This window comes from Amycolatopsis sp. NBRC 101858 (genome assembly GCF_030269325.1).
Taxonomy (GTDB): domain Bacteria; phylum Actinomycetota; class Actinomycetes; order Mycobacteriales; family Pseudonocardiaceae; genus Amycolatopsis; species Amycolatopsis ponsaeliensis.
Genome location: NZ_BSTD01000007.1, coordinates 778,069 through 801,965, shown reverse-complemented (window position 1 = coordinate 801,965; position 23,897 = coordinate 778,069). Strand labels below are relative to the sequence as shown.

The following is a 23,897-nucleotide window of genomic DNA, read 5'->3' as shown; positions in this document are numbered from 1 at the left end:
CGGACGCATGAAGCTCGCCCTGTACCTGCCCAACTTCCGCGACGAGGTGACGCTCAAGGAGCTCGAAGACCTCACCGCCCTGGCCGAGGACCTCGACTTCGACTCCGTCTGGACGCTCGACCGGATCGTCGTCCCGGAGACGTCCGACCGCGCCGAGCTGCAGTACCCGTTCGGCATGATGACCGACCTGCCCAACGCGCTGCCGGTCATCTCCCGCGGCAAGTGGTTCCAGGGCATGACGCTGATCCCGTGGCTCGCCGCGAAGACCACGAAGGTCCGGATCGGGATGAGCATCATCGACACGCCGTATCGCTCGCCCGGCGTGCTCGCGGCCGAGCTGGCCACCCAGGACCACCTGTCGGGCGGCCGGCTCAACGTCGGCATCGGCTCCGGCTGGATGCCCGAGGAGTTCGCCGCCGCCAGCGTCCCGCAGCTGTTCGGCCGCCGGCACGCCCACGTTCGCGAGACGATCGAGATCATGCAGGGCATCTGGTCCAACGAGCTGTTCGAGTACCACGGCGAGTTCGCGGACTTCGAGCTGTCGGGCTTCGGGCACAAGCCGGTCCAGCAGCCGCCGCCGATCTTCTTCTCCGGGCTGAAGGACCCGAAGCGCTCGGCCAAGCGCATCGCGAAGTACGGCCTGCAGGGCTGGATCGGCATCCAGGACACCCCCGAGGACATCAAGCGCTGGAAGGGCGAGATGGAGCGCGAGCTGGGCGAGCTCGGCCGCGGCTTCCCCGACGGGTTCGAGATGTGCAGCATGATCTGGTTCGTCATCACCGACGAGCCGATGGACCAGACCCCGGCGGGCAAGGGCACCAACCTGCTGGCCGGCAGCGCCCAGCAGATCGAGGACATCCTCAAGCGCTACAAGGAAGCCGGGATGACGATGCCGCTGCTGTGGCCGCCGTTCCGGGACGTGCCGACGGCGAAGACCCTCGACGACCTCAAGCGGCTGACCGAGGAGATCATGCCGAAGGTCGACGCCGCTTAACCGGGCAGCCGCACCTCGACCGTCGTGCCTCGGCCCACGACGGTCGAGACGGCGAGCCGCCCGTCCATCGCCTCGGTGAGGCCCTTCGCCAGGGGCAGCCCGAGGCCGACGCCCTGGCCGGTGTCGACGCCGAGCCGGTCGAACGGCGTGAACAGCCGCTCGAGGTGTTCCGGCGCGATGCCCCGGCCGGTGTCCGCGACCGTCACGACCACGGCGCCGGCCTCGGCGCGGGTGGTGATCGTGACGGTGCCGCCGGGCCGGTTGTAGCGGACGGCGTTGCCCGCGAGGTTGAGCAGGACCTGCTTGAGCCGCCGCTCGTCGCAGCGCGCGGTGGCCGGCTCGCCGGCGTCGCGGAGGTGGACGCCCTCCGCGTCGGCGAGAGGCTCCAGCAGGTTCAGGACCTCGGAGACGACCGCCGTGACGTCGATGTCCGCTGGGTGCAGCGGCAGCGCGCGGGCCTCGATCCGGGCGACGTCGAGGACGTCGTCGACCATGGCCAGGATGTGCCCGGCGGCGCCGGTGATGTGCTCCAGCGCCGCCCGCCGGCGTTCTGGCGGCAGGTCGAGCGACCCCAGCAGCTCGGTGAACCCGGTGACGGCCTGCAGCGGTGTGCGCAGCTCGTGGCCGAGGGCGGCGACGAAGTCCCTCTTGGCCCGGCTCGCCTGTTCGGCGGCCTGCCGCGCCACCTCGGCTTCGCGCCGGCCCCGCCGTTCCCGCTCGGCGGCGCGGCGCTGGGTGACGTCGAGGACGTTCGCGATCAGCCGGACGGGCAGCCCGTCGGGCCCGGCCACGGGGGACACCGAGACGACGAGGTCCAGCGTGCGGCCGTCGGGGTGGCGCAGCGTGGCTTCGTACGGCGGGGGCCCGGACGGGGCGAGCAGCTCGTCGAGCCGGGCACCGATCAGCTCGGGTTCGGTGCGCCCCAGCAGGTCCCGCAGCGCTTCGTTGGTCCGGGTGACGGCGCCGTCGGGTTCGGTGATGGCCATGCCGATCACGTTGTCGTCGAACGCGCGCCGGAACCGCTCCTCGCTGTCGGCCAGCGCGCCGAAGAGCGTGTCGTGGTCGATGGCCACCGACGCCAGGTGGGTGAGTCGGTCGACGAGGTCGCGTTCGCGCGGCGCGGGCTGGTGGGTCCGCTCGTGGTAGACGGCGAAGGTCCCGACGACGCCGTCCCGGCCGCGGATCGGCGTCGACCAGCAGGACCGCAGCCGGTGCGCGCCCGCGAGGTCGCGGAACCGCACCCAGCGCGGGTCGGTCGTGACGTCCTCGGCGACGACCGGCACGCCCAGGTAGGCCGCCGCGCCGCAGGACCCGGCGTCGCGGCCGATGGGCAGGCCGTCGATGCCCTCGGAGTAGGCGGCGGGCAGCGACGGCGCCGCGCCGTGGTGCAGCGTCGCCGACTCCGGGTCGAGCAGCAGGATCGAGCAGTGGCAGCCGGGCATGAGCCGTTCGAGGGTGGTCGCGACCTCGGTCAGCACCTCGGCCAGCGGCGCGCCACCCGCGATGCGCTCCAGCACGCCCGACTGCGCCCGCAGCAGGGCCTCGGTGTCGCCGACGGTCTCCTGGACGTCCGTCATGGCTCGAGCCGGTAGCCGACGCCGCGGACGGTCCGCACGAGCCGCGGCCCGAGCTTCTGGCGCAGGCGGTGGACGTGCTCGGTGACGGTCGCTTCGCTCTGCCACTCGGCGGCACTGGCCCAGACGCGTTCGAGCAGCTGCGCGCGGGTGAACACCTGCCGCGGGTGCGCGGCCAGGAACGCGAGCAGGTCGAACTCCTTGGCCGTCATGGTGATCTCGCGGCCGTCGAAGAAGACCTCGCGCGCGGCGTGATCGATCCGCAGCCCGGCCGCGGTCACCGGCGGCGCGGGCGCGGCCCGCCGCAGCACCGAGCGCACGCGGGCGGCCAGCTCGCCGGGGGAGAAGGGCTTGACGAGGTAGTCGTCGGCGCCGAGGTCGAGCCCGACGATCCGGTCGGTCTCCCCGCTGCGGCCCGACAGCACGATCACCGGCAGCGCGGTGCCGCCCGCGGCGCGTTCGCCGTCCCGCAGCCGCCGCAGCACGTCCAGGCCGCCGACGCCGGGCAGCGCGAGGTCGAGGATGACGAGGTCGAGCCGCTCGCGTTCGATCGTCTCGAGGGCCCGCCTGCCGTCGGGAGCCTCAGTGACCCGGAACCCCTCGGCCTCCAGCTGCCAGGTCACGACAGTCCGCACTCGCGGGTCGTCGTCGACGACCAGGACCAGCCGCCCGGTGGCCCCGCGTCGGCCGGGCAGCGTCGCACGGTCGTCCATCGCGGGCTCCTTCACCGGCGTCCGGCCGCCGCTCCGCGGCCGTCCTCCATGGTGCCTCACCTGCGGCGCGGTGGCCAGATCGGCCGGAGTTCCGCACTTGCGGGTAAAACACGTCACTCGAACCGATAACGCGGAGGAAATGGCCTGTCCCGATCCGCATTCGCGCCGAATGACCGACGCAGGTGCCTGACTAACCGGAGCGAGGAGCACGGCGATGTGGACGTTGGTTTTGATCGGCCTGCTGGGCGGCCTGATCACGGGGGTGTCGCCGTGCATCCTGCCGGTGCTGCCGGTCGTGTTCTTCGCCGGCGGCGCGAAGCAACCCGGCGGCGAGCCGGAAGGTGACGTCCTCGTCCGGAAGAAGACGAAGAACCGCCGTCCGTACGCGGTGATCGGCGGGTTGGTCCTGAGCTTCACCGTGTTCACCCTGCTGGGTTCGCTGCTGATCAAGGCGCTGAACCTGCCCGACGACATCCTGCGGACCGTCGGGCTCGTCGTCCTGTCGGTCGTCGGCCTGAGCCTGCTGGTCCCGCCGCTGGAACGCCTGCTGGAGAAGCCGTTCGCGAAGCTGCCGCAGCGGAAGGTGAACCCGAACGGCGGCGGTTTCGGCCTGGGGCTGGGGCTCGGGTTGCTGTACGTCCCGTGCGCCGGCCCGGTGCTGACGGCGATCACGATCGCCGCGGCCAACGGGAAGATCGGACTGGAGACCGTCGCGCTCACCGTGTCCTTCGCGATCGGCGCCACCGTGCCGCTGCTGGTGTTCGCCTTGGCGGGCGCCAAGATCTCGGAGCGGGTGAAGTTCTTCCGCAAGAACAACGGCAAGGTCCGCGCGATCGGCGGCGTCCTCATGCTGCTGCTCGCCGTCGCGCTGTACTTCGACCTGCCGTCGCTGCTGCAGACCAAACTGCCGAACTACACCGGTGCCTTGCAGGAGCAGGTGGAGGGCAGCGACTCGATCAGCAAGCTGCGGCTCTCCAGCCTGGGGGACGCCTCGAACCAGGCGCTGGACAAGTGCGCGGACAACCCGAACGGCGAGCTGCGCGACTGCGGCCCGACCCCGGAGTTCGAGAACATCGGCGGCTGGCTCAACAGCGCGCCGCTGACGATGGCGGGGCTCAGGGGCAAGGTCGTCCTGGTCGACTTCTGGACGTACTCCTGCATCAACTGCCGGCGCAGCCTGCCCCACATCAAGGACCTCTACGCCCGCTACCGGGCGGCCGGCCTCGAGGTCGTCGGCGTGCACACGCCGGAGTTCGCCTTCGAGCGCGACAAGGGCAACGTCGAGGCCGCGACGGCGAAACTGGGCATCGAGTACCCGGTCGCCATCGACAACGAGACGAGCACGTTCACCAACTTCCGCAACCAGTACTGGCCGGCGCGCTACCTGATCGACGCCACCGGCCAGGTCCGCTACCTGAAACTCGGCGAAGGCGCCTACGACCAGACGGAAAACCTGGTCCGGCAGCTGCTGCAGCAGGCCCGTCCGGGCGTGGCGCTGCCGAAACCGGGAGACCTCCCCGACATCCGCCCGACCGACGAACGCACCACGCGGGAGACCTACCTCGGCTACGGCGAGCTGGCGAAGACGTACGCGCCGGGCGGCACCCCGCTCAAGCTGGAGGAGCAGGCGGATTACCGGTTCCCGGTGAGCGTCCCGGACGGCAAAGTGGCGTTCGAGGGAAGCTGGACCATCGACTACGAGAAGGCGACCGCCGGCCCCGGCGCCCGGCTGCGGTTCGGGTACACGGCCAAGAGCACCAACCTCGTCCTGGCGGGCGAGGGCACGGTGACGGTCTCGGTCGACGGCGGGCCACCGCGGACGGTGAACGTCTCGGGCACGCCGAACCTGTACCGGCTGTCGCAGACAGCGGACCTCCACAGTGGACAGCTGGCGCTGACGCTCAGCCCGGGTCTGCAGGCCTTCTCGTTCACCTTCGACTGAACCCTGGTCACGTCAAGGAGAACTGCGCCGGGTCTCGGTTCATCGATCTCGATCCGCTGGAGCGCGAACGCGCTGCCGGTGGCCAAGGCCCCGGCGGCGTTCCTGGCCGACCTCGATGCCGCCGACCACGCCCGGTACGCCTTCCACCAGGGACGCTGGTACCGGATCGGCGAGACGTACGTCCGGCAGATGCGCGAGCAGGTCGCGGCGTCGACGGCCCACCGCCGCGACTGGCCGCCCGTCACGTGGGTCCTGATGGAAGGCGCGATGACGAGCACCGCTACTGCCGCCGAGCCGGGTTACCGGTGCCTGGACCGGGACTTCGCGAGCACGCCGCTGCACCTGCGCTTCGCGCTGTGCGACCTGCTCGGCCCGGACGACGAGCTGATCCACGTCAAGTGGCCCGGCCAGCCACCGCTACACCCAGGCGCTCGTGCCGGCGGACGCACTGGCCCGCGAACCGGAAGCGCCGGCCCGGCTCGCCGCGAAGGCACCCGGCCGGGTAATCAGTGCGGCCCCGTGCGCGGCCTGCACGCGTCGCTGAAGTTCGCAGTCGTCCCGTTCGAGCCGAAGGTCCGGCCCGCGCGCCGTCGAGCTCGGCAGGTGGCGTGTTGCGCGGCCGTGAGTGGTCGGCTGTGCCACAGTGGCGGCGTGGACCGCCGGAACGTCCCCGCGGTGACCTCGGTCGCCGAGCTGGCCAAGATGTCCGCGTGGAGCGTGGCCGGTTCACGCGGCCGGTGGATCACGGCCGAGCGCGTCGTGCTGGTCGGAGGCACCCGCTGGACGGTCGGGCTGACCCCGACGGCCGATGGGGTGATCGCGCTCATGCTGTGGCGGGCCGACGAGGTCGTGGCACATCGCCGGGGAGAGGAACGGCAGCTGTGCGCGGTGGCGTTGCTCTGGGTGACCAATTTGCTCGCCGGGCGTTCGTGGGACACCGCTGACCTGTGAATTTCCCGACCGCCCCACCTCTTTCGGGGTGTGGGTGGCCGGGTGATAATCGGCTGATGATCATTGCCGCCACGCGCCGGATGGGGGAGTGGGCCGCGGAGATCCGGGGTGCCGAGGTGGTCTTCCGGTTCAGTCCGCCGGCCGAGGACCCGAACGCCGCCGTCGAGCTGCCGCGGGTGTGGCCGGGCCGGGGGCTCGGCGTGCTGGAGCGTTCGCTCCCGGGTCTGCGGGCGGCTCTGGGTGAGGTGATGAAGGCGCCGGCGTACTGGCGCGTGCGTGCGGTGGGCCGGCCGGGTCCGGGCTGGAACGCGCCGAGGCAGGATGCGGAGGACGGCTTCGTCTACTTGGCGGGTCCCGCCGGAGCCGGTGGCACCGCGGCGGGGTACCGGGCGGTCCCGTGCTTCACGGTCGCCGTGGCGGACATCCGTGAGCTGCGGATTCGCGTGACCGCCTACCTCGCGGCCTGATCCGGCCCCGCGGCCGGGCCCTTCGAGATCCGTCGGCCTACGGATGTTTCGGTCCGCCGCTCCCGGCACCGTTCTCCAGCATGACGGCGAACGGGATCGAGAAGAACTACCTGCTACCGGCCGAGCAGCCGGATGCCCACGACCAGTGGAACCTCGTGGCCCGCCGCGAGACGCCCACCCAGCGGCTGGACCGCAACTACGCGGAGATACTCCAGGAAGTGCGGGTGGCGCAGACCGGCGTGCAGCTTCTGCTCGCTTTCCTGCTGACCGTCGCCTTCACCCCGCGGTTCGCCACGCTGACCGAGTTCGAACGGCGGGTCTACGTCGGCGCACTGCTCCTCGGCGCCGCGGCCACCGCCCTGCTGATCGCCCCGGCTGCCTTCCACCGGCTGGTCTTCCAGCGGCGGCTCAAGCGGCAGCTGGTGCTCGCGTCCAGCAGGTTCGCCATGTGCGGCCTGACCCTGCTGATGTTGTCCATCGGGTCCGCGCTGCTGCTGATCCTGAGCGTCACGGTGGGTGCGTCGGCCGCCGGCTGGCTGACGGCCGGGGCACTGGGCTGGTTCACGCTGTGGTGGTACGTGGTGCCGCTGTGGAGCCGGGCCAGGAACGCCGACCGGTCTTGAGGTTCAGCCGGAGGCCGGGTGGCGGGCGGCTTCGCGGGCGATGTCGATGCGGGAGTGCACGCCGAGCTTGGCCAGGACGTGCGAAACGTGCGTCGCGACCGTGCGCGGCGACAGGAACAGCCGGGCCGCGATCTGCGGGTTCGTCAGGCCCTCGACCACGAGGCCGGCGATCTTGCCCTCGGTCGGGGTCAGGCTGTCCCAGCCGTAGGCCGCCCGGCGGTGCTTGTCCGTCGGACCGCGCCGGATGCCGAAGGCCCGGAACCGCGCCCGCACCCTCGCCACGTCCCACTGGGCGCCGAGCTCGAGGTAGAGGTCGAGCGCGCGGAGGAACGCGGCGCGCGCAGAGCTCCGGTCGCCGCCTTCGGCGAAGGCGGCCGCCGCGGCCTCGAGGGCCTTGGCCCGGGGCAGCGGGCGGCCGGCGTCGCGGTAGCCGTCGGCAGCGTGCAGCAGGGTCTCCGCGTCCCGCTCGACCAGGCCACGGCAGTACCGGGCCAGCGCACCGCGGTGCGGGACGTCGGAGTCGACGACGATCGCGCGGACCCGGGCCTCGATCCGGGCCGCGGCGTCCGGGTCGCCGATCGTCACGGCCAGCCGGGCGGCGTCGCCGAGCAGGTCTTCGCCCTCGTCCTCGCCGGTCAGCCCGGCGGTCAGCGCCGCGAGTGCCCGGCCGAGGTCGCCGGCCTGCTCGAAGGCGAGGCTGCGCGCCCGCGCCAGCGACTCCACCAGGCGGCCACCGATGTGCTCCGCGTACGGCGCCGCGATGTCCAGGTGCCGCCGGGCCGCGGCGGTCTCGCCGCGGTGGAACTGGATGATCGCGGCGACGCCGTGGTCGCAGCACGCCACGCTGGGGTCCTTGAGGTCGTCCGGGACGACGTCCACTTCGGCCAGCGCGTCGTCCCAGCGGCCACTGCCCAGCAGCAGCTGGCCGAGGGCGCTCTGGGCCTGGGTCTGGCGCACGACGCTGCCGCTGCGCTCGGCCAGCTCGCGGGCCTGCCCGGCGGCGGCGAGCGCCTCCGGGTAGCGGTCGAGCGCGCCGAGCGTGACCGCCTGGTTGAAGCGCAGCAGCAGGCCCAGGTCGCTCAACGCCGGATCGCCGTCGGCCGCCGCCATCGCGCGCTCGAACAGCGGCAGCGCCGCGGTCCACGCGCCCCGCATCATCGCGACCAGGCTCAGGACGTGCAGCGCCCAGCCCATCGCCCAGCGATCGCCGTCCGCTTCCGCCAGCGCGGCGGTGGCGACCCGGCTCGCGGTGTCGACCTCGCCGAGGTCGCGGTGCGTCCGGGCGGTGAGGACCAGCAGCCGGGCCCGGTGCCGGGCGGGCAGGCCCGGCCGGGTCGCGGCCTCGGCGAGCGCGGCGAGGGATTCGGCCGACCGCCCGGTCATGCCGCGGCACTGCGTCAGCGTCGTGTGCAGTTCGACGAACAGTCCGGCGTCGCCGATCCGGTCCAGTGCGCGGCAGGCGACCCGCTCGGCCTCGGCGATGTCGCCCACGCGGTAGAGCGCGTCGGCCAGCCGGCCGGACAGCACGGCGGTCCCGGCGTCGGCGGGTGCCGCGTCCCGGACCGCGCGGCGCAGGAGCGCGACCGCGACCGCGGGTGCCTGGCCGATCAGCGGTGTGGCCGCGTCGAGCAGCCACCGCACCACCCAGCCCGGTACCGGCTCCGCGCTGTCCGCCGTGGACACCGCGGGCAGCAGCTGCCGGGCCACCCGCTCGACCGGCGCGCCGGCGTCGGCCAGCGCCCGTGCGGCGGAGCCGTGCCAGGCCACCCGCACCGCCGGCGGCAGCTCGTCGTACAGCGCTCCCCGGATCAGCGGGTGCCGGAACGCCAGGTCGTCACCGGCCGCCACCAGTACTCCGGCGGCGCGCGCCTCGTCGAGGTCGGGCAGGAGGACGGCCAGCTCGGAGCCCGCCACGATCGCGAGGTCGGTGACCGAGAAGGCGACCCCGAGCAGGGCCGCCGCGCGCAGCGTGGTGCGTGCCGGTTCGGAGAGGAAGCCCAGCCGGTCCGCGATCGCTTCCGGCAGCGAGTCCGGTGCGGGCCCGCCGGTCAGCTCCGCGATGCCCGCGTCGTCGACGGTGAGGCACGCACTCCTGGTCAGCGCGTCGAGCAGTTCGGTCAGGTACAACGGGTTCCCGGCGGCTCCGTCGGCCAGCGACTCCAGCCGCGCACCCGGCTTGCCGCCCGCCAGCTTCGCCACCAGCTCGAGCACCGCCGGCTCGGTGAGCCGGCTCAGCCGCAGCCGCTCGGCCGGCCCGACGACCCGGCGCAGCGCGCGCAGGTCGTCGCGGCGCGGCACCGGCCGCTGCACGCCGATCAGGAGCAATGGCAGCTGCCGGACCGCACGGGCGAGCCTGCTCCACACGGCGACCGTCGGCCGGTCCGCCCACTGCAGCTCGTCGACGACCAGCACGACCGGTCCGGCCTGGCAAAGCTCTTCGACCAGGCTCAGCAGTTGTTCTCCCGCAGCTGCGGCGAGGTCGGCGCCCTGGCCCACGGCGCCCTCGCCCCGCAACAGCCCGGCGACCGCGCGACGCCGGGGATCGGCCGCGGTGGCGGTGATCCGCAGAGCGTCGAGCAGGGGAAGCAGGGGGAGGGCCTGGCCCAGCTCGTCACAGGCGCCCCGGAACACCTGGCACCGCGCGTCCGCCGCGACGGCGCAGGCGGCCCGGATCAGCGCGGACTTGCCGATGCCCGGTTCGCCGTCCACCAGCACGGCGCATCCGCGACCGGCGGCCACGTCGTGCACCCAGCCCGCCAGCCGGGACAGCTCGCCGTCCCGGCCGATCAAGACCTCAGCACTGTCCGTGAGCGGTCGCACACGCACAATAATAGTGGGGAAACGATGGTTGAACAAGAGGTGTACTGCGGTTGTTGGCCTCGCTGGTCGTCAACCTTTTCTTCTCATCCGGGCAATGCTGTATTCGGCCGACGTTCGAAAATGTGACCCGTGTCCGATTGTCCGCTTGGTGTTGGGTGCTCATTAACCGTCGATTGGCCGCCGGTTCCGCAGATTCTGCGATGGTCCGACAAGCCCCAAAGTCAGTCTCGTGCGATTGACCACCGGAGGAATGATGCGGGTTCACCGAGCGGTCGCCCTCGGCGCCGCCGTCGCGTTGAACATCATCGCCATGGGCGTTCTCGGCACTTCTGCGGCGACTGCCGCCGGTGCGGAGAGCTTGGTCCCGGCCACTTTCGTCGTCAGCCCCGACGAAATGGGCTACAACGGCCTGTCGCCCGACGAAATGGGCTACAACTGAAGGGTATCGGATCTTGCGGCCGCGACCGGAATTGGTTTCCGGCCGCGGCTGCTTCCCATTTTGTCGGCGAAGTCCGATGACCGGCGGGTGGCCGGGAACCGAACGGCCGGTGAATCACCCGTGGCCGTGTCGCCGGGCCGGCCACGATTTCCCCGGCGGCTGTGACGAACAAACCAACCGGCAGACTTTCCTGCGACGCCGAAGCGCCGGCGGACAACGGCATCGCGACGCTCGACACCGAGAAGTTCGTCCAGGCGATGAAGGCGGGCGCCACCTGGGACTCGCTCCACATCAAAGGGGTGCGCAACCGCAACCTGGTGCTGGCCCGGACTTCGCAGGGCTGCGCCAGGATCACCCTGGCCGCGGCCTGGACCAGCTCCCCGGCCGGTTCACCCGACCACCACCGAACTGCCGCACCGTCACCCGGTTGCGTGCTCACGCAGTGATGCCGACTCCGCCATAGCCGAGCCGCATGGCCATCTCCGCCGGGTGCAGGCGGGGTCCGTCGGGCCACCAGTCCTGCACGGGTGTCAAGCCGGGGTCGAGGAGGTCGTAGCCGTCGAACAGCCGCTGCAGCTCGGGGACGGGGCGACAACGCACGCGCTGGCCGGCGTGGGTGTGCCAGATCTGCTCGATGATCCGTGGCAGGCCGCGGTCGGCGGCCGGTTCGGCCCAGCTGCTGAGCGCGAGCACCGATCCGGGGGCCAGCAGGGCACGGTATCCGGCGAGTGCGGCGCTCAGGCGGTGGTCGTCGAGTTCGTGGTGGACACCGCGGGTCATCAGCACCGCGACCGGGCGGCGGAGGTCCAGGGCCGAGCACAGCTGCTCGCTGTCGAGCAGCCGGTGCGGATCGAGGTGGTCGCCGTGCACGATGTGGGTGGCGTCGTTGTCGTCCAGCAGGGCGCGGGCGTAGCTGAGCAGCAGCGGGTTGGTGTTGGTGTAGACGACTTTTGCGTCGCGGTTGTACCGCTGTGCGACCTGGTGGGTGTTCTCACGGGCGCGCGGCAGGCCGGCGGCGAGGTCGAGGAACTGGTCGATGCCCCGGCCGGCGAGGTGCCGCACGACCCGGACGTGCCAGGCGCGGGTCGCGCGCAGCAGTTCGGTGAACCCGGGTGCCGCGTCTTCCAGCGCTGCCAGCGCCTCGCGGTCGAGGACGTAGTTGTCGGTGCCGCCGAGCGCGGCGTCGTGAATCCGCGCCGGTGACGCGACCGGGAGCCGCCACGTTCGGGCGGTGAACAGGCCAGGGGGTATTGCGAGTGTCATGCCGCGCCTCCGGCACCTGGTGGGGAAACAGAAGAAGCCCGCATCGGCTGGCAGCCTAACAACTTCGGTAACAGCTGTGACCACTTCGGCTGCGACACGAAAGCATGGTTCACCGTCGATCGACTTCTACTGTCAGTGAGTGTCGAAAGGGAGGCGCGCCAGGGACCTGACTTGGCTCAAATTAGTGCGCACCGCGGTCGTGGATGCGGGTGAGGGCATCGCGGAGGTCGTCGGGTAGCGGGTCGACGGCGGTGAGGGTGTGCTCGCCGGCCTGGATGTTGATGGTGCGGTAGCGGCGGGTGGTGCGCACGAACTTCTTGATCGACCAGCCGGTGGTCTGCTCGATCCACCTGCTGACGGCCAGGGCGGCGAACACGACCGTCAGGTGCGCGTCGATCGGCTCGCGCTTGTGGTGGTAGATCGGCCGCGCACGTAGGTCGTGTTTGGACATTCGGAACGACTTCTCGATGTGGAACAGTCGGTGGTAGGCGTCGATCACGAACTCGGCGGTGACGTCCGGGAGGTTGGTGACGTAGCCTTTGAGGCCGGCAAGGGCGCGTGCCTTGGCTTCCAGGGTCCGGTTGACACTCTTGGTGGCGCCGGTGAGCTGGATGAACCGGTTGCGTTTGACCGCGGTCTTGCCGGCGACGGCCTGCTCGGCCTTGGGAGACCTGTTCGTCGATGCCGTGCAGGGTGCGCCGAGCCCGGTCCGCCCGGTACTGGTAGTAGATGATCTGGTCGCGGCGCTGGTCCTTGGGGCCGGCAGGCCAGGGCTGGGTGAAGATGTGCCCGTCGGGGATCTGCTCATCCGGGTGCTCGTGGCGCCACGCCTGGACCACGTACGGCACGTCGGGTATCCGCGCGCCGAGGATGAACGACAACCCCGCGGCCTCGATGGCCTGCTGGTTGGCCGCAGAGATCGTGCCAGCGTCGGCCACGACCGTGACATCAGCCAGCTGGTGGGCATCCATGAACGCACGGATGGTCGGCAGCATCGTAGTGGTCTCGCCCCGGTTGCCCTCGAACGTGTTAACCATCAACGGAAACCCGCTTGCGTCGGTGAGCAGCCCGATCGTGATCTGCGGCGCCAGGCGGCGTTCTTCGGAGAACCCGGGCTCACGGAACCCGTCCCCGGCATCGGTCTCGAAGTACAAGGTGGACACATCGTAGAGAACCAGTGACGCCGGCCCCAGATCAGCGGTGCGGGCGCACGCCGCGGCCAACTTCTGCCGCCAGGACTCTTTCGCGAACGCGGGCAGACGCCGCTTGAGGGTCGCGTACGCCGGCGGGTCGAAACCTGCCTCCTCGACCACCCGCAGACTGTCCAGCTTGCTGGTCGGCTCGACGATCCGTGCCGGCACCAGTAATCGGAACACCTCGTCACCACCAGCGGCCTCCTCGAACCCCAACAGCTGGTAGGCGTGGCCGAGCGCGTCCCACAGGTACCCCATCCGCGACGACGTGATCGCAAGCGGCCCACCACCAGCACCACTGCCGGCCTGCAACGCCGCGCAGTCCGGGCCAAAGTCGAGCTCGGGCTGCCCCACAGCCAGACCCTGCCTCGCCACCGCCTTGAGCGCCTCCAACGCCGCATCGTCATGCGCCGAGCCGATGTGCTCGATGTCCCGCGACCCGCGACGCGAGGAGTGCACGATCTGCACCGCCCTGGCCCCCGACGCCGTCTTCACCGTGCGCACATACGCCACGAGAGACAGCCTGGAACCGGCCGCTCAGTGTGCAGATTTTCGCCGTTCACACGACGAAACCGCAGCTCAACAGCCAGCACCCTACCCAAGATCAGCGATCTTGAGCCAAAGTCAGGTAAGGTGACGAAATGGTCATGCGGGTGGCGGTTCCCGTGCTGCCGTGCCGAGATGTGCAGGCAGCGCGGTCGTACTTCACGGACGCGCTCGGATTCGACACCATATTCACCTGGGAGACCCCACCCAGCTACGCGGCCGTGATCCGCGACACCGCCGAGTTCCACCTGTACGCCGAAAGCAGCGTCGGCCCGGCCAGGGTGACGGTTATCGTCGACGACGTCGATTCCTGCCACGACGAGCTGCGCGCCCGCGGCGCCGACATCGTCGAGCCACCGGCTGACCGGCCCTACGGGATGCGCGACTTCAACGTACGGACACCCGATGGGCACTTGTTGATCTTTAGCCAGCCGCTTACCGAGTACGGGTGACCATCAGCGGACCAGCCGGAAGAATGACCGGACCTCGTCGACGAACAACGCCGGCTGCTCGAACGCCGCGAAGTGGCCGCCCTTGCCGGGCTCGTTCCAGTACCGGATGTTCGGGAACCGGCGCTCCGCCCACCGCCGAGACGGGCGCTGCAGCTCCTTGGGGAAGACCGAACAGCCGGTGGGTACGGTCACCGGCGCGCCGGCCGACCCGGAGATCCATTCGTTGACCTGCCGGAGGCTTTCCCAGTACAGCCGGGCGGATGAGGCACCGGTGCCGGGCAGCCAGTAGAGCATCAGGTTGTCGAGCAGCTCATCCCGGGTAACAACCCGATGCAGGTCGCCACCGGAGTCGGTCCACGACCAGAACTTCTCGACGATCCAGGCGCAGAGGGCGGCCGGCGAGTCGACCAGCCCGTAGCCGACCGTCTGCGACCGGGTCGACTGCTGCGCCGAGTATCCGGAGCCCCATTCGTCCGCCTCCCGCAGTGTCGCGAGCGCCGCCCGCTCGGCACCGGTGAGGTCGTCCAACGTGGCCGGATCGGGCGGTGCGAGCGGCGGCATGAGATGGATGCCGGCGACCCGATCGGGGTTGCCGTTGACCGATGCTCGTGGCGATGCTGGTGCCCCAGTCGCTGCCCTGGGCGCCGAACCGCCGGTAGCCGAGCCGGGCCATCAGCTCGCACCACGCGTCGGATATCCGCTCGATCCCCCACCCCGGCGCGGCCGGCTTGTCGCTGAAGCCGTAACCGGGAAGCGATGGGCAGACCCCTGGAACCGGCCGCTTAGTGCGCAGATTTTCGCCGTTCACACGACGAAACCGCAGCTCAACAGCCAGCACCCTACCCAAGATCAGCGATCTTGAGCCAAGTCAGGAAAGGGAGACGCGCCAGGCAGAAAGGGATTCGTAGTCGTTCGGGGCACTACTCGCTACCGACTGTTGCAGGGACAGCCTCAGCCGAGGCGGAACACCGAGGCCGCGTTGGTGTAGATCTTCGCCCGCACCTCGTCGTCGAGGTCCGCCTCGTCGAGGACCGCGACCGCCGCGCGGGGGCTCCAGCACGGGTGGTCGGTGCCGTACAGGATGTTGTCCGCGCCGTAGTACTCCAGTGCGGTGCGGATGGTCAGGGCCTGGGGTGCCACGGTGTCGACGAAGATCCGCCGGAGGTAGTGCGACGGCAGTGCCGGCAACCCCTCGACACGGGCGTTCTTGTCGATGCGCCCCGCCTGGTAGGGCAGCAGGCCACCGGCGTGCGTCTGGACCACGCGCAACGAAGGGTGCCGCTCCAGGACGCCGCTGAAGATGAGCCGCAGGACGGTGACGCTGGAGTCGAGCAGACGGCCCAGCGAGCGTTGCAGGCCGTCGGCGTAGCCGGTGAGCACGTCGTTGAACGCCAGGTCCGTCGGGTGGATGACCAACGGCACCCCCAGTTCGGCGACACGGGCAAAGAAAGGTTCCAGCCGCTCCTGGTCGACGGTTTCGGCACCGATCATCGACGGCAGGTTCACGCCGCGCAGGTCCAGCGAGCGCACCGCGTGGTCGAGCACGGCCAGCGCGGTCGCGGTGTCCTGCAACGGAACCGCGGCGGTGCCGAAGAACCGGCCCGCGTGGGTGCGCTGCGCCTTCGCGATCTCTTCGTTGTACGCGTGGGCCTCGTCGAGCGCTTCGGCCGCGGGCAGCTGGTCGAGCATCCCGGCCAGCACCCCGGTGGTGCACACGACGACGGTGTCCGGGCCGGTCGCGGCGCGCGCGGTTTCGAGCCCGAGGTCGAGGTCGAACCAGATCGCCGGGAGCGGGATGACCCCGCGGCCGTCGTGGTAGCGGTACCGGTAGCCGTCGCCGACGCGCTCGGTACGGGGGTAGCCGTCGCGCGCCGCCATCGTTTCGAAGTGGGACCGGGGGAACCAGTGGAAGTGGGAGTCCACCACGCGCATGTCGAGCCTCCTCAGCTCATCCGGTGCTCGGCGAGGATGCCGGCGAAGAGCCGGTCGGCTTCCTCTCGGTAGGTCTCGTGCAAGGTGCGGAACAGTTCGTGGCACTGCGCCGCCGGCCAGTCGTGCGGCAGGTGCCGGGCGGGCAGCCGCGGCGTCTCGCGCAGCAGCTGCCGCCACGCGGACGCGAGGACGAGGTCGCGGCCGAGGGCGTCGGTGGCTTCGGGTGCGGGGCGGGGGACGTTCCAGGTTCGCAGGAACCGGTGGTACCGCCCGGCGAGCTCGTCGAGGTGCCAGGTGCGGGAGATCATGCCCTCGACGTCGGCGAACTTCGGGTAGGCGGTGAAGACTTCGACGTGCCGGTCGACACCGGCGCCGGGCAGCTGCGCGAGGATCGCCGAGACGTCCCGCTCGCCCGGCGCGAGCCACACCCCGTCGCGCAGCAGCCCGAAGCTCTCCCAGGCCAGCCGCCGTCGCAGCAGATGGCGTTCCTTGCGGTGGGTCTCGGGCAGCGTGAACGAGAGGATGGTCCACGCGCCGTCGGGTTGCGGCTCGTCGACGGTGTCGTGGAACGTGCGGTCCTGCTGCCGGCGCACGACGTCGAGCCCCACCTCCGACGCGCGGAAGGTCGCGGCGCGGCCCCGGCGCGCGCGGTCCAGCAGCCCGCGCTCGGTCATGCGCGCCACGGTGAGCCGCGTGGCGTGCGCGGACACGCCGATCCGCGCCAGCACGTCGATGTACCCCGCCGTCGCGATCTCGGGGTTCTCGTCGAGGCAGTAGCGGCCGATCATCGTCAGCAGCACCGTCTGCGGGGTCGGCGCCCGGCTGAGGTCGGGCTCCGTTCGGTCGGTGGTCAGGACGAACCTCCTGGTTTCGCGCCCGCCGCGGCGTTTTCCGGCGGCCGCACGAACGTACCGCCGAGCAGCGGCAGCACGTGCTCGCGCAGCGCCGAGACCGCCGAACCGGGGCGCAGCAGCGACTCGGCGACGGCCCGGGCCCGCTCCGGGCCGAGCTCTCGCGTCGCGAGCGTCGTGAACTTCGCGACGATCTCGTGCTGGGACAGGAGATTGCCCGGGTCGCCCCGCGCGTCGAGCCGGTCCGCGGTGGCGACGCCCGAAGCGGTCGTGAGTTCGACGCGCGCGCCCCACTTCGCCGGGTACGCGGCCGTGAGGTCGCCGGCCGGTTCCACGCGCACGACGTGCGCGAGCTCGAGCACGGTGTCGTCCCGCAGCGCCGCGTCGTCGAAGTCCCACGGCGTGCAGTGCCCGCGGATCGCCGCGATCGCCAGCACGAACTGCGCGCTGCCCAGAGCGCTCAGCGGCGAGGAGAACGGCGGCGGGCGGTCGACGATCCCGGCCAGCTGGGCCGGCAGCAGGCAGGTGAGCCGCCGCACCTCGCCCGGCCGCCAGCCGTCGGCCGGGCGAAGCCGGAGTACGGCGTCGATCGCGCCCTGCAGGTGTTTCGCGCCCGCGTGGGGCTTGAGGCTGGTCCCGGGGGTCAGGTACGGCTCGGGCAGCCGGGTGCGCTCGCGCCGCAGCGGGGACCGCGGGGCGTCGAGGATGTCGAGTGGGCCGGTCCAGCCGGAGTCGGCGGCGAGGAACGCGGTGACCGCCCGCTCGGCGGCGAACCCGGCGAGCAGGTACTTGCCGTCGGCCCGGTCGGTCGCGCCCGCGATCGAACCGCCCGCGTGCTGCGCGGCGAGCGCGATCGCCGACGCGGTGACCTCCGGCGGCCGGTCCAGCAGGACCGCGGCCGCCGCGGCGGCGCCCAGCGGGGCCAGCAGCGCGGTCGGCCACCAGCCCCGCTGGATCAGCCGGTCGCCCCCGATCACCGCCCCCGCGGCGAGCGCCACTTCGTAGCCGGCGAGGTACGCGCGTTCGTACTCGTCGGCCGAAGCGCCGGGACGCGCGGGCAGCACCGCGAGCGTCGCCGGCAGGATCACGCAGCCGGGGCACAGCACCGCGCCGCGGTGGATGTCACCCGCTTCCCAGGCGTGCGCGTACACCCCGCCGACGAAGGCCGTTCGCCGCGCGGCGCCGAACTCCGGCGACAGGGTGCGCGCGAGCCCGGCCACCGAGCCCCCGATCGTGGTGCGGCCGGCGACCAGCGCGCCGACGGCGTCGGTGAGGTGGGCCCGGACGGCGGCCCGGACCGCGGGCGGCATCGCTGCCGCGGCGACGGCATGCGCCCGGGCGGCGAGCTCACGGACGAGCGACATCGGCCTGCGCGGTCCGGAGCCGCCCGGTCTCCGGCTCGTCGACGTGCCCATCGTCGGTCAGTGCGACGCCGTAGTGCTCGCGCGCGGCCGAGGCGGTGACGAACCCGTCGGCCACGTCCTCGGCGACGTCGGCAGCGGGTCGTTCCCACGGGTGCCCCCAGCCCCCGCCACCCGCGGTGCGGAAGGTGACCTTCGACCCCGCCCGCAGCGCGAGCCCCGTGTGCTTCTTCACGTGCTCCGGCTGCCCGCCCGGCTGCGTGACGATCGTGTCGTTGACCGCGCCCGGCTGCCCGCCGCGCAGACCCCACGGCGGGCAGGTCGTGCGCTCGTTGGCGATGTTGGTGAACATCGCCTGCTGCGGCTCCACGTCGATCTCCAGGCCCAGCCCGCCGCGGTGGCGGCCCGCGCCACCACTGTCGGCGCGCAGCTCGTGGCGGGTGAACACCAAGGGGTAGCGCGCTTCCTGGATCTCGATGGGGATGTTGCGCACGTCGCCCTGGCACACCGACACGCACGCGCTCGGGCCGTCCCCGACCGGGCGCCCGCCCCAGCCGCCGCCGTTGATGTTGAGGCACACGAACCGCGAGCCGGTCTTCTCGTCGATCCCGTGGAACGTGAAGCCCGACATGTCGCCCTTGTGCGCGGCCGGCACCTGCTCGGGCAGTGCGTCGGCGAGCGCCCGGATGATCGTGTCGACGACCGTGGGCAGCGAGATGCTCCACTGCCCGAGCGCGGCGGGCGGTTTCGCGTTGAGCAGCTTTCCTTCCGGCAGCACCACGCGCAGGTTGCGGAACGAGCCCTCGTCGACGGGATGGGTCGGCAGGGTCAGCATCTTGAACGCCACGCGCGCGGCGGCGACCCCACCCGACTTCCCGGCGTTCAGCGGGCCCTTGACCTGCTCGTTGATGTCCGAGAAGTCGATCGTGAGCTCGTCACCCGCGACGATCACCTTGATGTCTAGGGTGATGCGCTTGCCGAGGTCCTGCCCGTCGTTGTCCATCCAGGCCGATGCGGTGTACTCGCCGTCGGCCATCTGCGCGACGGCGTGGCGCGAGAGGCGTTCCGACTGGTTGCGCATCTCGGTGATGCAGGCCATGACCGTGTCGAGGCCGTAACGCTCGCACAGCTCGGCGATGCGCCGCTCGCCGAGGCGGCAGGCCGCGATCGCCGCGCGCAGGTCGCCCAGCGACGACTCCGGGATGCGGATGTTGTCCTTGAGGATCTGCAGCACGTCGGCGTCCCACTCGCCGGCCTTCAGCACCTTGATCGAGCGCAGCTGCAGGCCCTCGGAGTAGATGTCCGTGGTGGCGGTGGAGCCGAAACCGATGCGGGAGCCGCCGATGTCGACCCAGTGGGCGCGCACCGCGGGGAACGCCACGACCTTGCCACCGACGAAGATCGGCGTGTAGACGACGACGTTGTTGAGGTGCTGGCCCGCGACGTACGGGTAGTTCATCACGAGCGCGTCGCCGGGCTCGAAGCCGTCGAGGCCGTGGCGCTCGATGCCGTCGGCGACCGAGACCCCCAGGTCGGCGAGGAAGATCGGCAGGCCGCCGAGGTTCTGGGCGATGAGCTCGCCCGCGGTGTCGACCAGGCCCACGCAGTAGTCCTGGACCTCGAAGATCATCGGGTTGTAGGCGGCGCGGCGCAGCGCGGTGGCCATCTCGTCGGAGTACGCCACGAGCGCGCAGCGCACCACTTCGAGGGTGACGGGATCGATGGTCATGCGGGACTCCCCACGGAGACGACGAGCGAAAGATCGGGGGCGACGGTCAGCGTGTCGCCGGGGTGGAAGACGACCGACGACGTGGCTTCCTGGACCACGGCCGGGCCGGTGATCCGGTGGCCGGGCCGCAGCGTCTCCCGGTCGTAGACCGGACAAGTCACGGGTTCGGGGCCACCGCCGTGCAGGACGACGGGCCGGTGCTCGACGGGCTCCGGCTCGCCGGCTGCCGCTTCGGTCTCCGTCGCGGTGCCTGCCGCGGTCTCCAGCGGCAGGGTGATCACGGTGCGGACACCGACGGCTTCCACGGTTTCGTCGGCCGCGTGGTGCCCGTAGAGCCGGTCGTGCAGCTCGTCGAACAACGCACGCACGTCGGCGTGGTTCGCGGTGGACAGTCCCTCGTCCGGCACGGGCACGGGGATCGTGAACTCCTGGCCCTGGTAGCGCAGCTCGAGGAAGTGCTGCAGCACGGGCGGGTGCGCCGGCTCGCCGACGTCGGCCCGCAGCCGCGTCCAGGCTTCCGCGCCGAGCGCCTTGATGATCATCGCGTATTGCTCCACCGTGGACGGTTCGAACTTCGCCAGCGAGGTACGCGTGAGGTCGTGGCGGACCTCGGAGTAGAGCATGCCCTTGGCGGAGAACTGGCCCGGCAGCACCGGAACCACGACCGTGCCGATGGTCAGTTCGCGGGCGATCGACACCGCGTGCAGCGGCCCGGCGCCGCCGGTGGCCACGAGCGCGAACGCGCGCGGGTCCTCGCCCTTCTCCACGGACACCGCACGCACGGCCAGCGACATCTGCGCGTCGGCGATCGTCACGATCCCCAGCGCGGCCGCCATCAGGCCGAGCCCGAGCGGTTCGGCGACGTGCGTGCGGATGGCTTCCTCGGCGGCCGCGCGGTCGAGCGGCATCTCGCCGCCGAGGAACCGGCTCGCGCCGAGGCGCCCGAGCACGAGGTTGGCGTCGGTGACCGTCGGCCGGTCGCCGCCGCGGCCGTAGCAGGCGGGACCGGGTGCCGCGCCGGCGCTGACCGGGCCCACCTTCAGCGCGCCGGCCGGGTCGACCCACGCGATGCTGCCGCCGCCGGAGCCGACTTCGACGATGTTGACGACGGGCAGTGCCATCGGGTGGCCGGTCGCGTAGCCGCCGATGAAGTAGCCGGGGCTGATGTCGACCTCGCCGTCCTTCACGAGGCTCGTCTTGGCCGTGGTGCCGCCCATGTCGAACGAGATCAGCCGCGGCAGGTCGAGCCCCGCGGCGAGGGCCGACGCGCCGATCACCCCCGCGACCGGCCCCGACTCCATCATGCGCACGGGGCTCCGGCGCGCGGTCTCGACGGACATGATGCCGCCGTTGGACTGCATGATGAGCAGCCGCCCGCGGAAGCCGCGGTCCTTCAAGCGCTTGGTGAGCGAGTCGAGGTAGCGCGACACGACCGGTCCGACGTAGGCGTTCAGCACCGTGGTCGAGGTCCGCTCGTACTCGCGGTACTCGCGCATGATCCGGTGCGACAGCGTCACGTACGCCTCGGGCCACAGCTCGGCGAACAGGCGGCCCAGTTCGAGCTCGTGTTCCGGGTTGGCGTACGCGTGCAGCAGGCACACCGCCACCGACCGGACGCCGGACTCCTTCAGCTCCGCGATCAGCCGTCGCGCGCCATCGGTGTCGAGCGGGGTGCGCACGCTGCCGTCGACGAGCACGCGCTCGCGCACCTCGCGCCGCAGCCGCCGCGGCACGAGCGGGTCGGGCTTGCCGAAGAACAGGTCGTACGGCTCGGACCGGTTGCCGCGTCCGATCTCGTAGACGTCGCGGAAGCCCTCGGTCGTGATCAGCGCGGTGGCGGCGCCGGCGCGCTGCAGCACGGTGTTGATGGCGATCGTGGAGCCGTGCAGGAACAGCTCGGTGTCCGGCAGGTGCGCGCCGAGCTTGTCGAGCCCGTCGAGCACCCCCTCGGCGTGGTCGTGCGGGGTGGTCAGGGTCTTGGCGGTGCTGAACACGCCGTGTTCGTCCACGGCGGTCAGGTCGGTGAACGTCCCGCCGATGTCGGCGGCGATCTGCTTCACGGGATACCTCTTCCTCGAAGGGAGTCAGGGGAGTTCGGTGCGCCAGGAGTCGGCGAGGGCTTCGAGCCCGCGGGCCAGCACGTTGAGCAGGACGCCGGCCACGATCACCACGAACACCGACGCGAGCACGTCCGTGGTGCCGAGGTGGCCGGCGAAGAAGCTGATGTTGTAGCCGATCCCGCCGTCGCCGGCGAAGAACTCGCCGACGACGACCCCGACGAGCCCGCGGCCGACGCCGAGGCGCAGCCCGGCCATCACCGTCGGCACGGACGCCGGCAGGATCACCTTGCGCAGCAACGCGGTCTCGCCCGCGCCGAACGACACGGCGGTGCGGATCAGCTTCGGGTCGACGTTGCGCACGCCTTGGGCCGAGTTGACGACCACCGGCACCACGGACATCAGGAACGCGATGGCGACGACCGCCGGGCTGCCGAGGCCGAACACCAGCACCAGCAACGGGAACATCGCGACGACCGGCGCCGAGTACAGCAGCCACACGTACGGCTCGACCACGTAGTCGACGTAGCGGTAGCGGCCCATCAGCAGTCCCAGCGCGACGCCGACCACCGCGGCGACGCCGAACCCGATGGCCAGCTCCAGCGCGCTGCGGCCGAGGCTGCGCAGCAGCAGCCCGGAGCCGATCTGGTCGCCCAGCGACGCGGCGACGAGCGCGGGGGAGGACGTGAGGAACGGGTTCACGAGGCCGGCCCACACGGCGATCTGCCACAGCAGCGCGACGAGCACGAGGAACCCGCCGCCGAGCAGGACCGGCATCGCCTTCTCCGGCACCCGCCGGCGCGTGGTGGTGGTCATGGGTTCACCTCTCCCACGATGTGGCGGCGGTGCCGAGCACCCGCAGCAGCTGCGTGAGGGCGTACCCGAACACCGCGACCACGAGCGTCAGGAACATCAGCGTCGCGACGTCGAAGTTCTGGCCGTAGGTGGCGATCAGCTGGCCGACGCCGTCGGTGCCGCCGTAGAGCTCGGCGACGATCACGGCGATCACGCCGCGGCCGGCGCCGAGGCGCAGCCCGGCCATGATCGTCGGCAACGCGCTGGGGAACAGGATCTTGCCGAACATCGCGCCGCCGCCCGCGCAGAACGCCCGGGCCGCCTGCACGAGCTTCGGGTCCGTCTCGCGGATGCCGGCCATCGCGTTCACCGCGATCGTGATCACGGCCTCGATGAACACCATCGCGATCTTCGACGCCTCACCGATGCCGAGCGCGAGCACCACGAGCGGCAGCAACGCCAGCGACGGCGTCACGTACAGCGCGACGAGCGCGGGCTCGAGGGTCTGCCGGACCCGCAGCTTCCAGCCCATCAGCATGCCCACCGGCACACCGACGAGGATCGCCGGCGCGAAGCCCGCGAAGAACTCGACGAGCGTGGTCTGCGCGTTCTTCCCCAGCTCGCCGGAGCTGAGCAGATCGCCGCCGGCCCGCACGACCGCCGACGGCGTGCTGGTGAACTGCACGTCGACCAGGCCGGTCTGCCCGGCCAGCTGCCACAGCGCCAGCACGACGACCACGCTGCCGAGCACGAACCGCGCGCGGATCGGGGGTACCCAGCGGAGGCCGACCGCGCGGTGTGGCGGCGGTGTGGTGGCCGGGCGTGGCGGTCGGGTTCGCAGGCCGGGCGTCATGACGTCACCGGTCCCTCGGCCGCCGTGGTGGTGAACTGCGTGTCGGTCAGGTCGGCTGCCGCAGCGCCAGCACCACGACCACGAATCGCGCGCACCCAGCGCAGGCCGACCGCGCGGCGCGGCGGCGGTGTGGCGGCCGGGCGTGGCGGTCGGGTTCGCAGGCCGGGCGTCATGACGTCACCGGCTGCCCGGCCGCCGTGGTGGTGAACTGCGTGTCGGTCAGGTCGGCTGCCGCAGCGCCAGCACCAGGACCACGAACCGCGCTCACCCAGCGGAGGCCGACCGCCCGGTGTGGCGGCGGTGTGGCGGCCGGGCGTGGCGGTCGGGTTCGCAGGCCGGGCG

At 71.7% G+C, this 23,897-nt stretch carries 20 protein-coding genes and 1 pseudogene; 8 read left to right on the top strand and 13 right to left on the bottom strand.

What is annotated here, in order from left to right; all coding sequences use genetic code 11:
* The first annotated feature begins 7 nt into the window (after positions 1-7).
* Positions 8-994, top strand: coding sequence for an LLM class flavin-dependent oxidoreductase (locus QSK39_RS47005; protein WP_285484330.1), 987 nt, complete (start codon positions 8-10; stop codon positions 992-994).
* Here QSK39_RS47005 and QSK39_RS47000 read toward each other — a convergent pair.
* A complete protein-coding gene (locus QSK39_RS47000) occupies positions 991-2,571 on the bottom strand; it encodes a sensor histidine kinase (protein WP_285484329.1) in 1,581 nt (526 codons plus the stop codon). The two genes, QSK39_RS47005 and QSK39_RS47000, sit on opposite strands and share 4 nt — an antisense overlap.
* Positions 2,568-3,281 carry a response regulator transcription factor gene (locus QSK39_RS46995; RefSeq protein WP_285484328.1) on the bottom strand — a complete coding sequence of 238 codons (714 nt, stop codon included), beginning with the start codon at positions 3,279-3,281 and terminating at the stop codon, positions 2,568-2,570. Before QSK39_RS46995 ends, QSK39_RS47000 begins: the two co-directional genes overlap by 4 nt.
* 214 nt (positions 3,282-3,495) lie before the next feature.
* Between QSK39_RS46995 and QSK39_RS46990 the strand changes: the two genes are divergently transcribed.
* The 4 genes from QSK39_RS46990 to QSK39_RS46975 all read left to right on the top strand — a co-directional run bounded on the left by QSK39_RS46990 (position 3,496) and on the right by QSK39_RS46975 (position 7,264).
* Positions 3,496-5,223 (top strand): cytochrome c biogenesis protein DipZ, encoded by a 1,728-nt coding sequence (locus QSK39_RS46990; RefSeq protein WP_285484327.1) that lies wholly within the window; start codon positions 3,496-3,498, stop codon positions 5,221-5,223.
* Between the two features lie 78 nt (positions 5,224-5,301).
* Positions 5,302-6,174: a TIGR04141 family sporadically distributed protein gene (locus tag QSK39_RS46985; protein WP_285484326.1), complete on the top strand. Its 873-nt coding sequence runs from the start codon at positions 5,302-5,304 to the stop codon at positions 6,172-6,174.
* A 56-nt stretch (positions 6,175-6,230) separates the two neighbouring features.
* Positions 6,231-6,641, top strand: coding sequence for a hypothetical protein (locus QSK39_RS46980; protein ID WP_285484325.1), 411 nt, complete (start codon positions 6,231-6,233; stop codon positions 6,639-6,641).
* 80 nt (positions 6,642-6,721) lie between these two features.
* Positions 6,722-7,264, top strand: coding sequence for a DUF6328 family protein (locus QSK39_RS46975; protein WP_285484324.1), 543 nt, complete (start codon positions 6,722-6,724; stop codon positions 7,262-7,264).
* A gap of 3 nt (positions 7,265-7,267) precedes the next feature.
* Here QSK39_RS46975 and QSK39_RS46970 read toward each other — a convergent pair whose 3' ends face one another.
* Entirely contained in the window at positions 7,268-10,084 is a 2,817-nt protein-coding gene (locus QSK39_RS46970) for a helix-turn-helix transcriptional regulator (RefSeq protein ID WP_285484323.1), read from the bottom strand.
* Between the two features lie 229 nt (positions 10,085-10,313).
* On the opposite strand from QSK39_RS46970, the gene QSK39_RS46965 reads away from it, so the two are divergent.
* Both QSK39_RS46965 and QSK39_RS46960 read left to right on the top strand, forming a co-directional pair.
* Positions 10,314-10,523 carry a hypothetical protein gene (locus QSK39_RS46965; protein ID WP_285484322.1) on the top strand — a complete coding sequence of 70 codons (210 nt, stop codon included), beginning with the start codon at positions 10,314-10,316 and terminating at the stop codon, positions 10,521-10,523.
* A 161-nt stretch (positions 10,524-10,684) separates the two neighbouring features.
* Complete coding sequence (locus tag QSK39_RS46960) at positions 10,685-10,969, top strand: hypothetical protein (RefSeq protein WP_285484321.1); 285 nt, start codon at positions 10,685-10,687, stop codon at positions 10,967-10,969.
* Here QSK39_RS46960 and QSK39_RS46955 read toward each other — a convergent pair.
* Together QSK39_RS46955 and QSK39_RS46950 are read right to left on the bottom strand one after the other, a co-directional pair.
* The gene (locus QSK39_RS46955; RefSeq protein WP_285484320.1) at positions 10,959-11,786 is read right to left on the bottom strand and encodes an SAM-dependent methyltransferase; all 828 of its coding nucleotides are present in this window, start codon (positions 11,784-11,786) and stop codon (positions 10,959-10,961) included. The two genes, QSK39_RS46960 and QSK39_RS46955, sit on opposite strands and share 11 nt — an antisense overlap.
* Positions 11,787-11,967: 181 nt before the next feature.
* Positions 11,968-13,492, bottom strand: a pseudogene (locus QSK39_RS46950) (IS1634 family transposase).
* Positions 13,493-13,620: 128 nt separating this feature from the next.
* Between QSK39_RS46950 and QSK39_RS46945 the strand changes: the two are divergent.
* Positions 13,621-13,977, top strand: coding sequence for a bleomycin resistance protein (locus QSK39_RS46945; RefSeq protein ID WP_285484319.1), 357 nt, complete (start codon positions 13,621-13,623; stop codon positions 13,975-13,977).
* Between the two features lie 3 nt (positions 13,978-13,980).
* On the opposite strand, the gene QSK39_RS46940 is transcribed toward QSK39_RS46945, so the two are convergent.
* The 8 genes from QSK39_RS46940 to QSK39_RS46905 all read right to left on the bottom strand — a co-directional run bounded on the left by QSK39_RS46940 (position 13,981) and on the right by QSK39_RS46905 (position 23,555).
* Positions 13,981-14,538, bottom strand: a complete 558-nt coding sequence (locus QSK39_RS46940) for an alpha/beta fold hydrolase (RefSeq protein ID WP_285484318.1) — start codon at positions 14,536-14,538, stop codon at positions 13,981-13,983.
* A 390-nt stretch (positions 14,539-14,928) separates the two neighbouring features.
* A complete protein-coding gene (locus QSK39_RS46935; RefSeq protein WP_285484317.1) occupies positions 14,929-15,909 on the bottom strand; it encodes an amidohydrolase family protein in 981 nt (326 codons plus the stop codon).
* An 11-nt stretch (positions 15,910-15,920) separates the two neighbouring features.
* Positions 15,921-16,709: a PaaX family transcriptional regulator gene (locus QSK39_RS46930; RefSeq protein ID WP_285484316.1), complete on the bottom strand. Its 789-nt coding sequence runs from the start codon at positions 16,707-16,709 to the stop codon at positions 15,921-15,923.
* 50 nt (positions 16,710-16,759) lie between these two features.
* Complete coding sequence (locus QSK39_RS46925; protein ID WP_285484315.1) at positions 16,760-18,124, bottom strand: MmgE/PrpD family protein; 1,365 nt, start codon at positions 18,122-18,124, stop codon at positions 16,760-16,762.
* Positions 18,108-19,850 carry a hydantoinase B/oxoprolinase family protein gene (locus QSK39_RS46920; protein WP_285484314.1) on the bottom strand — a complete coding sequence of 581 codons (1,743 nt, stop codon included), beginning with the start codon at positions 19,848-19,850 and terminating at the stop codon, positions 18,108-18,110. The genes QSK39_RS46925 and QSK39_RS46920 overlap by 17 nt, the downstream gene beginning before the upstream one ends.
* The gene (locus QSK39_RS46915; RefSeq protein ID WP_285484313.1) at positions 19,847-21,910 is read right to left on the bottom strand and encodes a hydantoinase/oxoprolinase family protein; all 2,064 of its coding nucleotides are present in this window, start codon (positions 21,908-21,910) and stop codon (positions 19,847-19,849) included. Before QSK39_RS46915 ends, QSK39_RS46920 begins: the two co-directional genes overlap by 4 nt.
* Before the next feature lie 24 nt (positions 21,911-21,934).
* Complete coding sequence (locus QSK39_RS46910) at positions 21,935-22,723, bottom strand: ABC transporter permease (protein ID WP_285484312.1); 789 nt, start codon at positions 22,721-22,723, stop codon at positions 21,935-21,937.
* Between the two features lie 4 nt (positions 22,724-22,727).
* Positions 22,728-23,555: an ABC transporter permease gene (locus QSK39_RS46905; RefSeq protein WP_285484311.1), complete on the bottom strand. Its 828-nt coding sequence runs from the start codon at positions 23,553-23,555 to the stop codon at positions 22,728-22,730.
* Between the last annotated feature and the right edge of the window lie 342 nt (positions 23,556-23,897).

Excerpts from the sequence above, each read along its gene's own strand:
- QSK39_RS47005 (WP_285484330.1), top strand. The coding sequence starts at position 8 with ATGAAGCTCGCCCTGTACCTGCCCAACTTCCGCGACGAGGTGACGCTC.
- QSK39_RS47000 (WP_285484329.1), bottom strand. The coding sequence starts at position 2,571 with ATGACGGACGTCCAGGAGACCGTCGGCGACACCGAGGCCCTGCTGCGG.
- QSK39_RS46995 (WP_285484328.1), bottom strand. The coding sequence starts at position 3,281 with ATGGACGACCGTGCGACGCTGCCCGGCCGACGCGGGGCCACCGGGCGG.
- QSK39_RS46990 (WP_285484327.1), top strand. The coding sequence starts at position 3,496 with ATGTGGACGTTGGTTTTGATCGGCCTGCTGGGCGGCCTGATCACGGGG.
- QSK39_RS46980 (WP_285484325.1), top strand. The coding sequence starts at position 6,231 with ATGATCATTGCCGCCACGCGCCGGATGGGGGAGTGGGCCGCGGAGATC.
- QSK39_RS46975 (WP_285484324.1), top strand. The coding sequence starts at position 6,722 with ATGACGGCGAACGGGATCGAGAAGAACTACCTGCTACCGGCCGAGCAG.
- QSK39_RS46955 (WP_285484320.1), bottom strand. The coding sequence starts at position 11,786 with ATGACACTCGCAATACCCCCTGGCCTGTTCACCGCCCGAACGTGGCGG.
- QSK39_RS46945 (WP_285484319.1), top strand. The coding sequence starts at position 13,621 with ATGGTCATGCGGGTGGCGGTTCCCGTGCTGCCGTGCCGAGATGTGCAG.
- QSK39_RS46940 (WP_285484318.1), bottom strand. The coding sequence starts at position 14,538 with ATGCCGCCGCTCGCACCGCCCGATCCGGCCACGTTGGACGACCTCACC.
- QSK39_RS46935 (WP_285484317.1), bottom strand. The coding sequence starts at position 15,909 with ATGCGCGTGGTGGACTCCCACTTCCACTGGTTCCCCCGGTCCCACTTC.
- QSK39_RS46925 (WP_285484315.1), bottom strand. The coding sequence starts at position 18,124 with ATGTCGCTCGTCCGTGAGCTCGCCGCCCGGGCGCATGCCGTCGCCGCG.
- QSK39_RS46920 (WP_285484314.1), bottom strand. The coding sequence starts at position 19,850 with ATGACCATCGATCCCGTCACCCTCGAAGTGGTGCGCTGCGCGCTCGTG.
- QSK39_RS46910 (WP_285484312.1), bottom strand. The coding sequence starts at position 22,723 with ATGACCACCACCACGCGCCGGCGGGTGCCGGAGAAGGCGATGCCGGTC.
- QSK39_RS46905 (WP_285484311.1), bottom strand. The coding sequence starts at position 23,555 with ATGACGCCCGGCCTGCGAACCCGACCGCCACGCCCGGCCACCACACCG.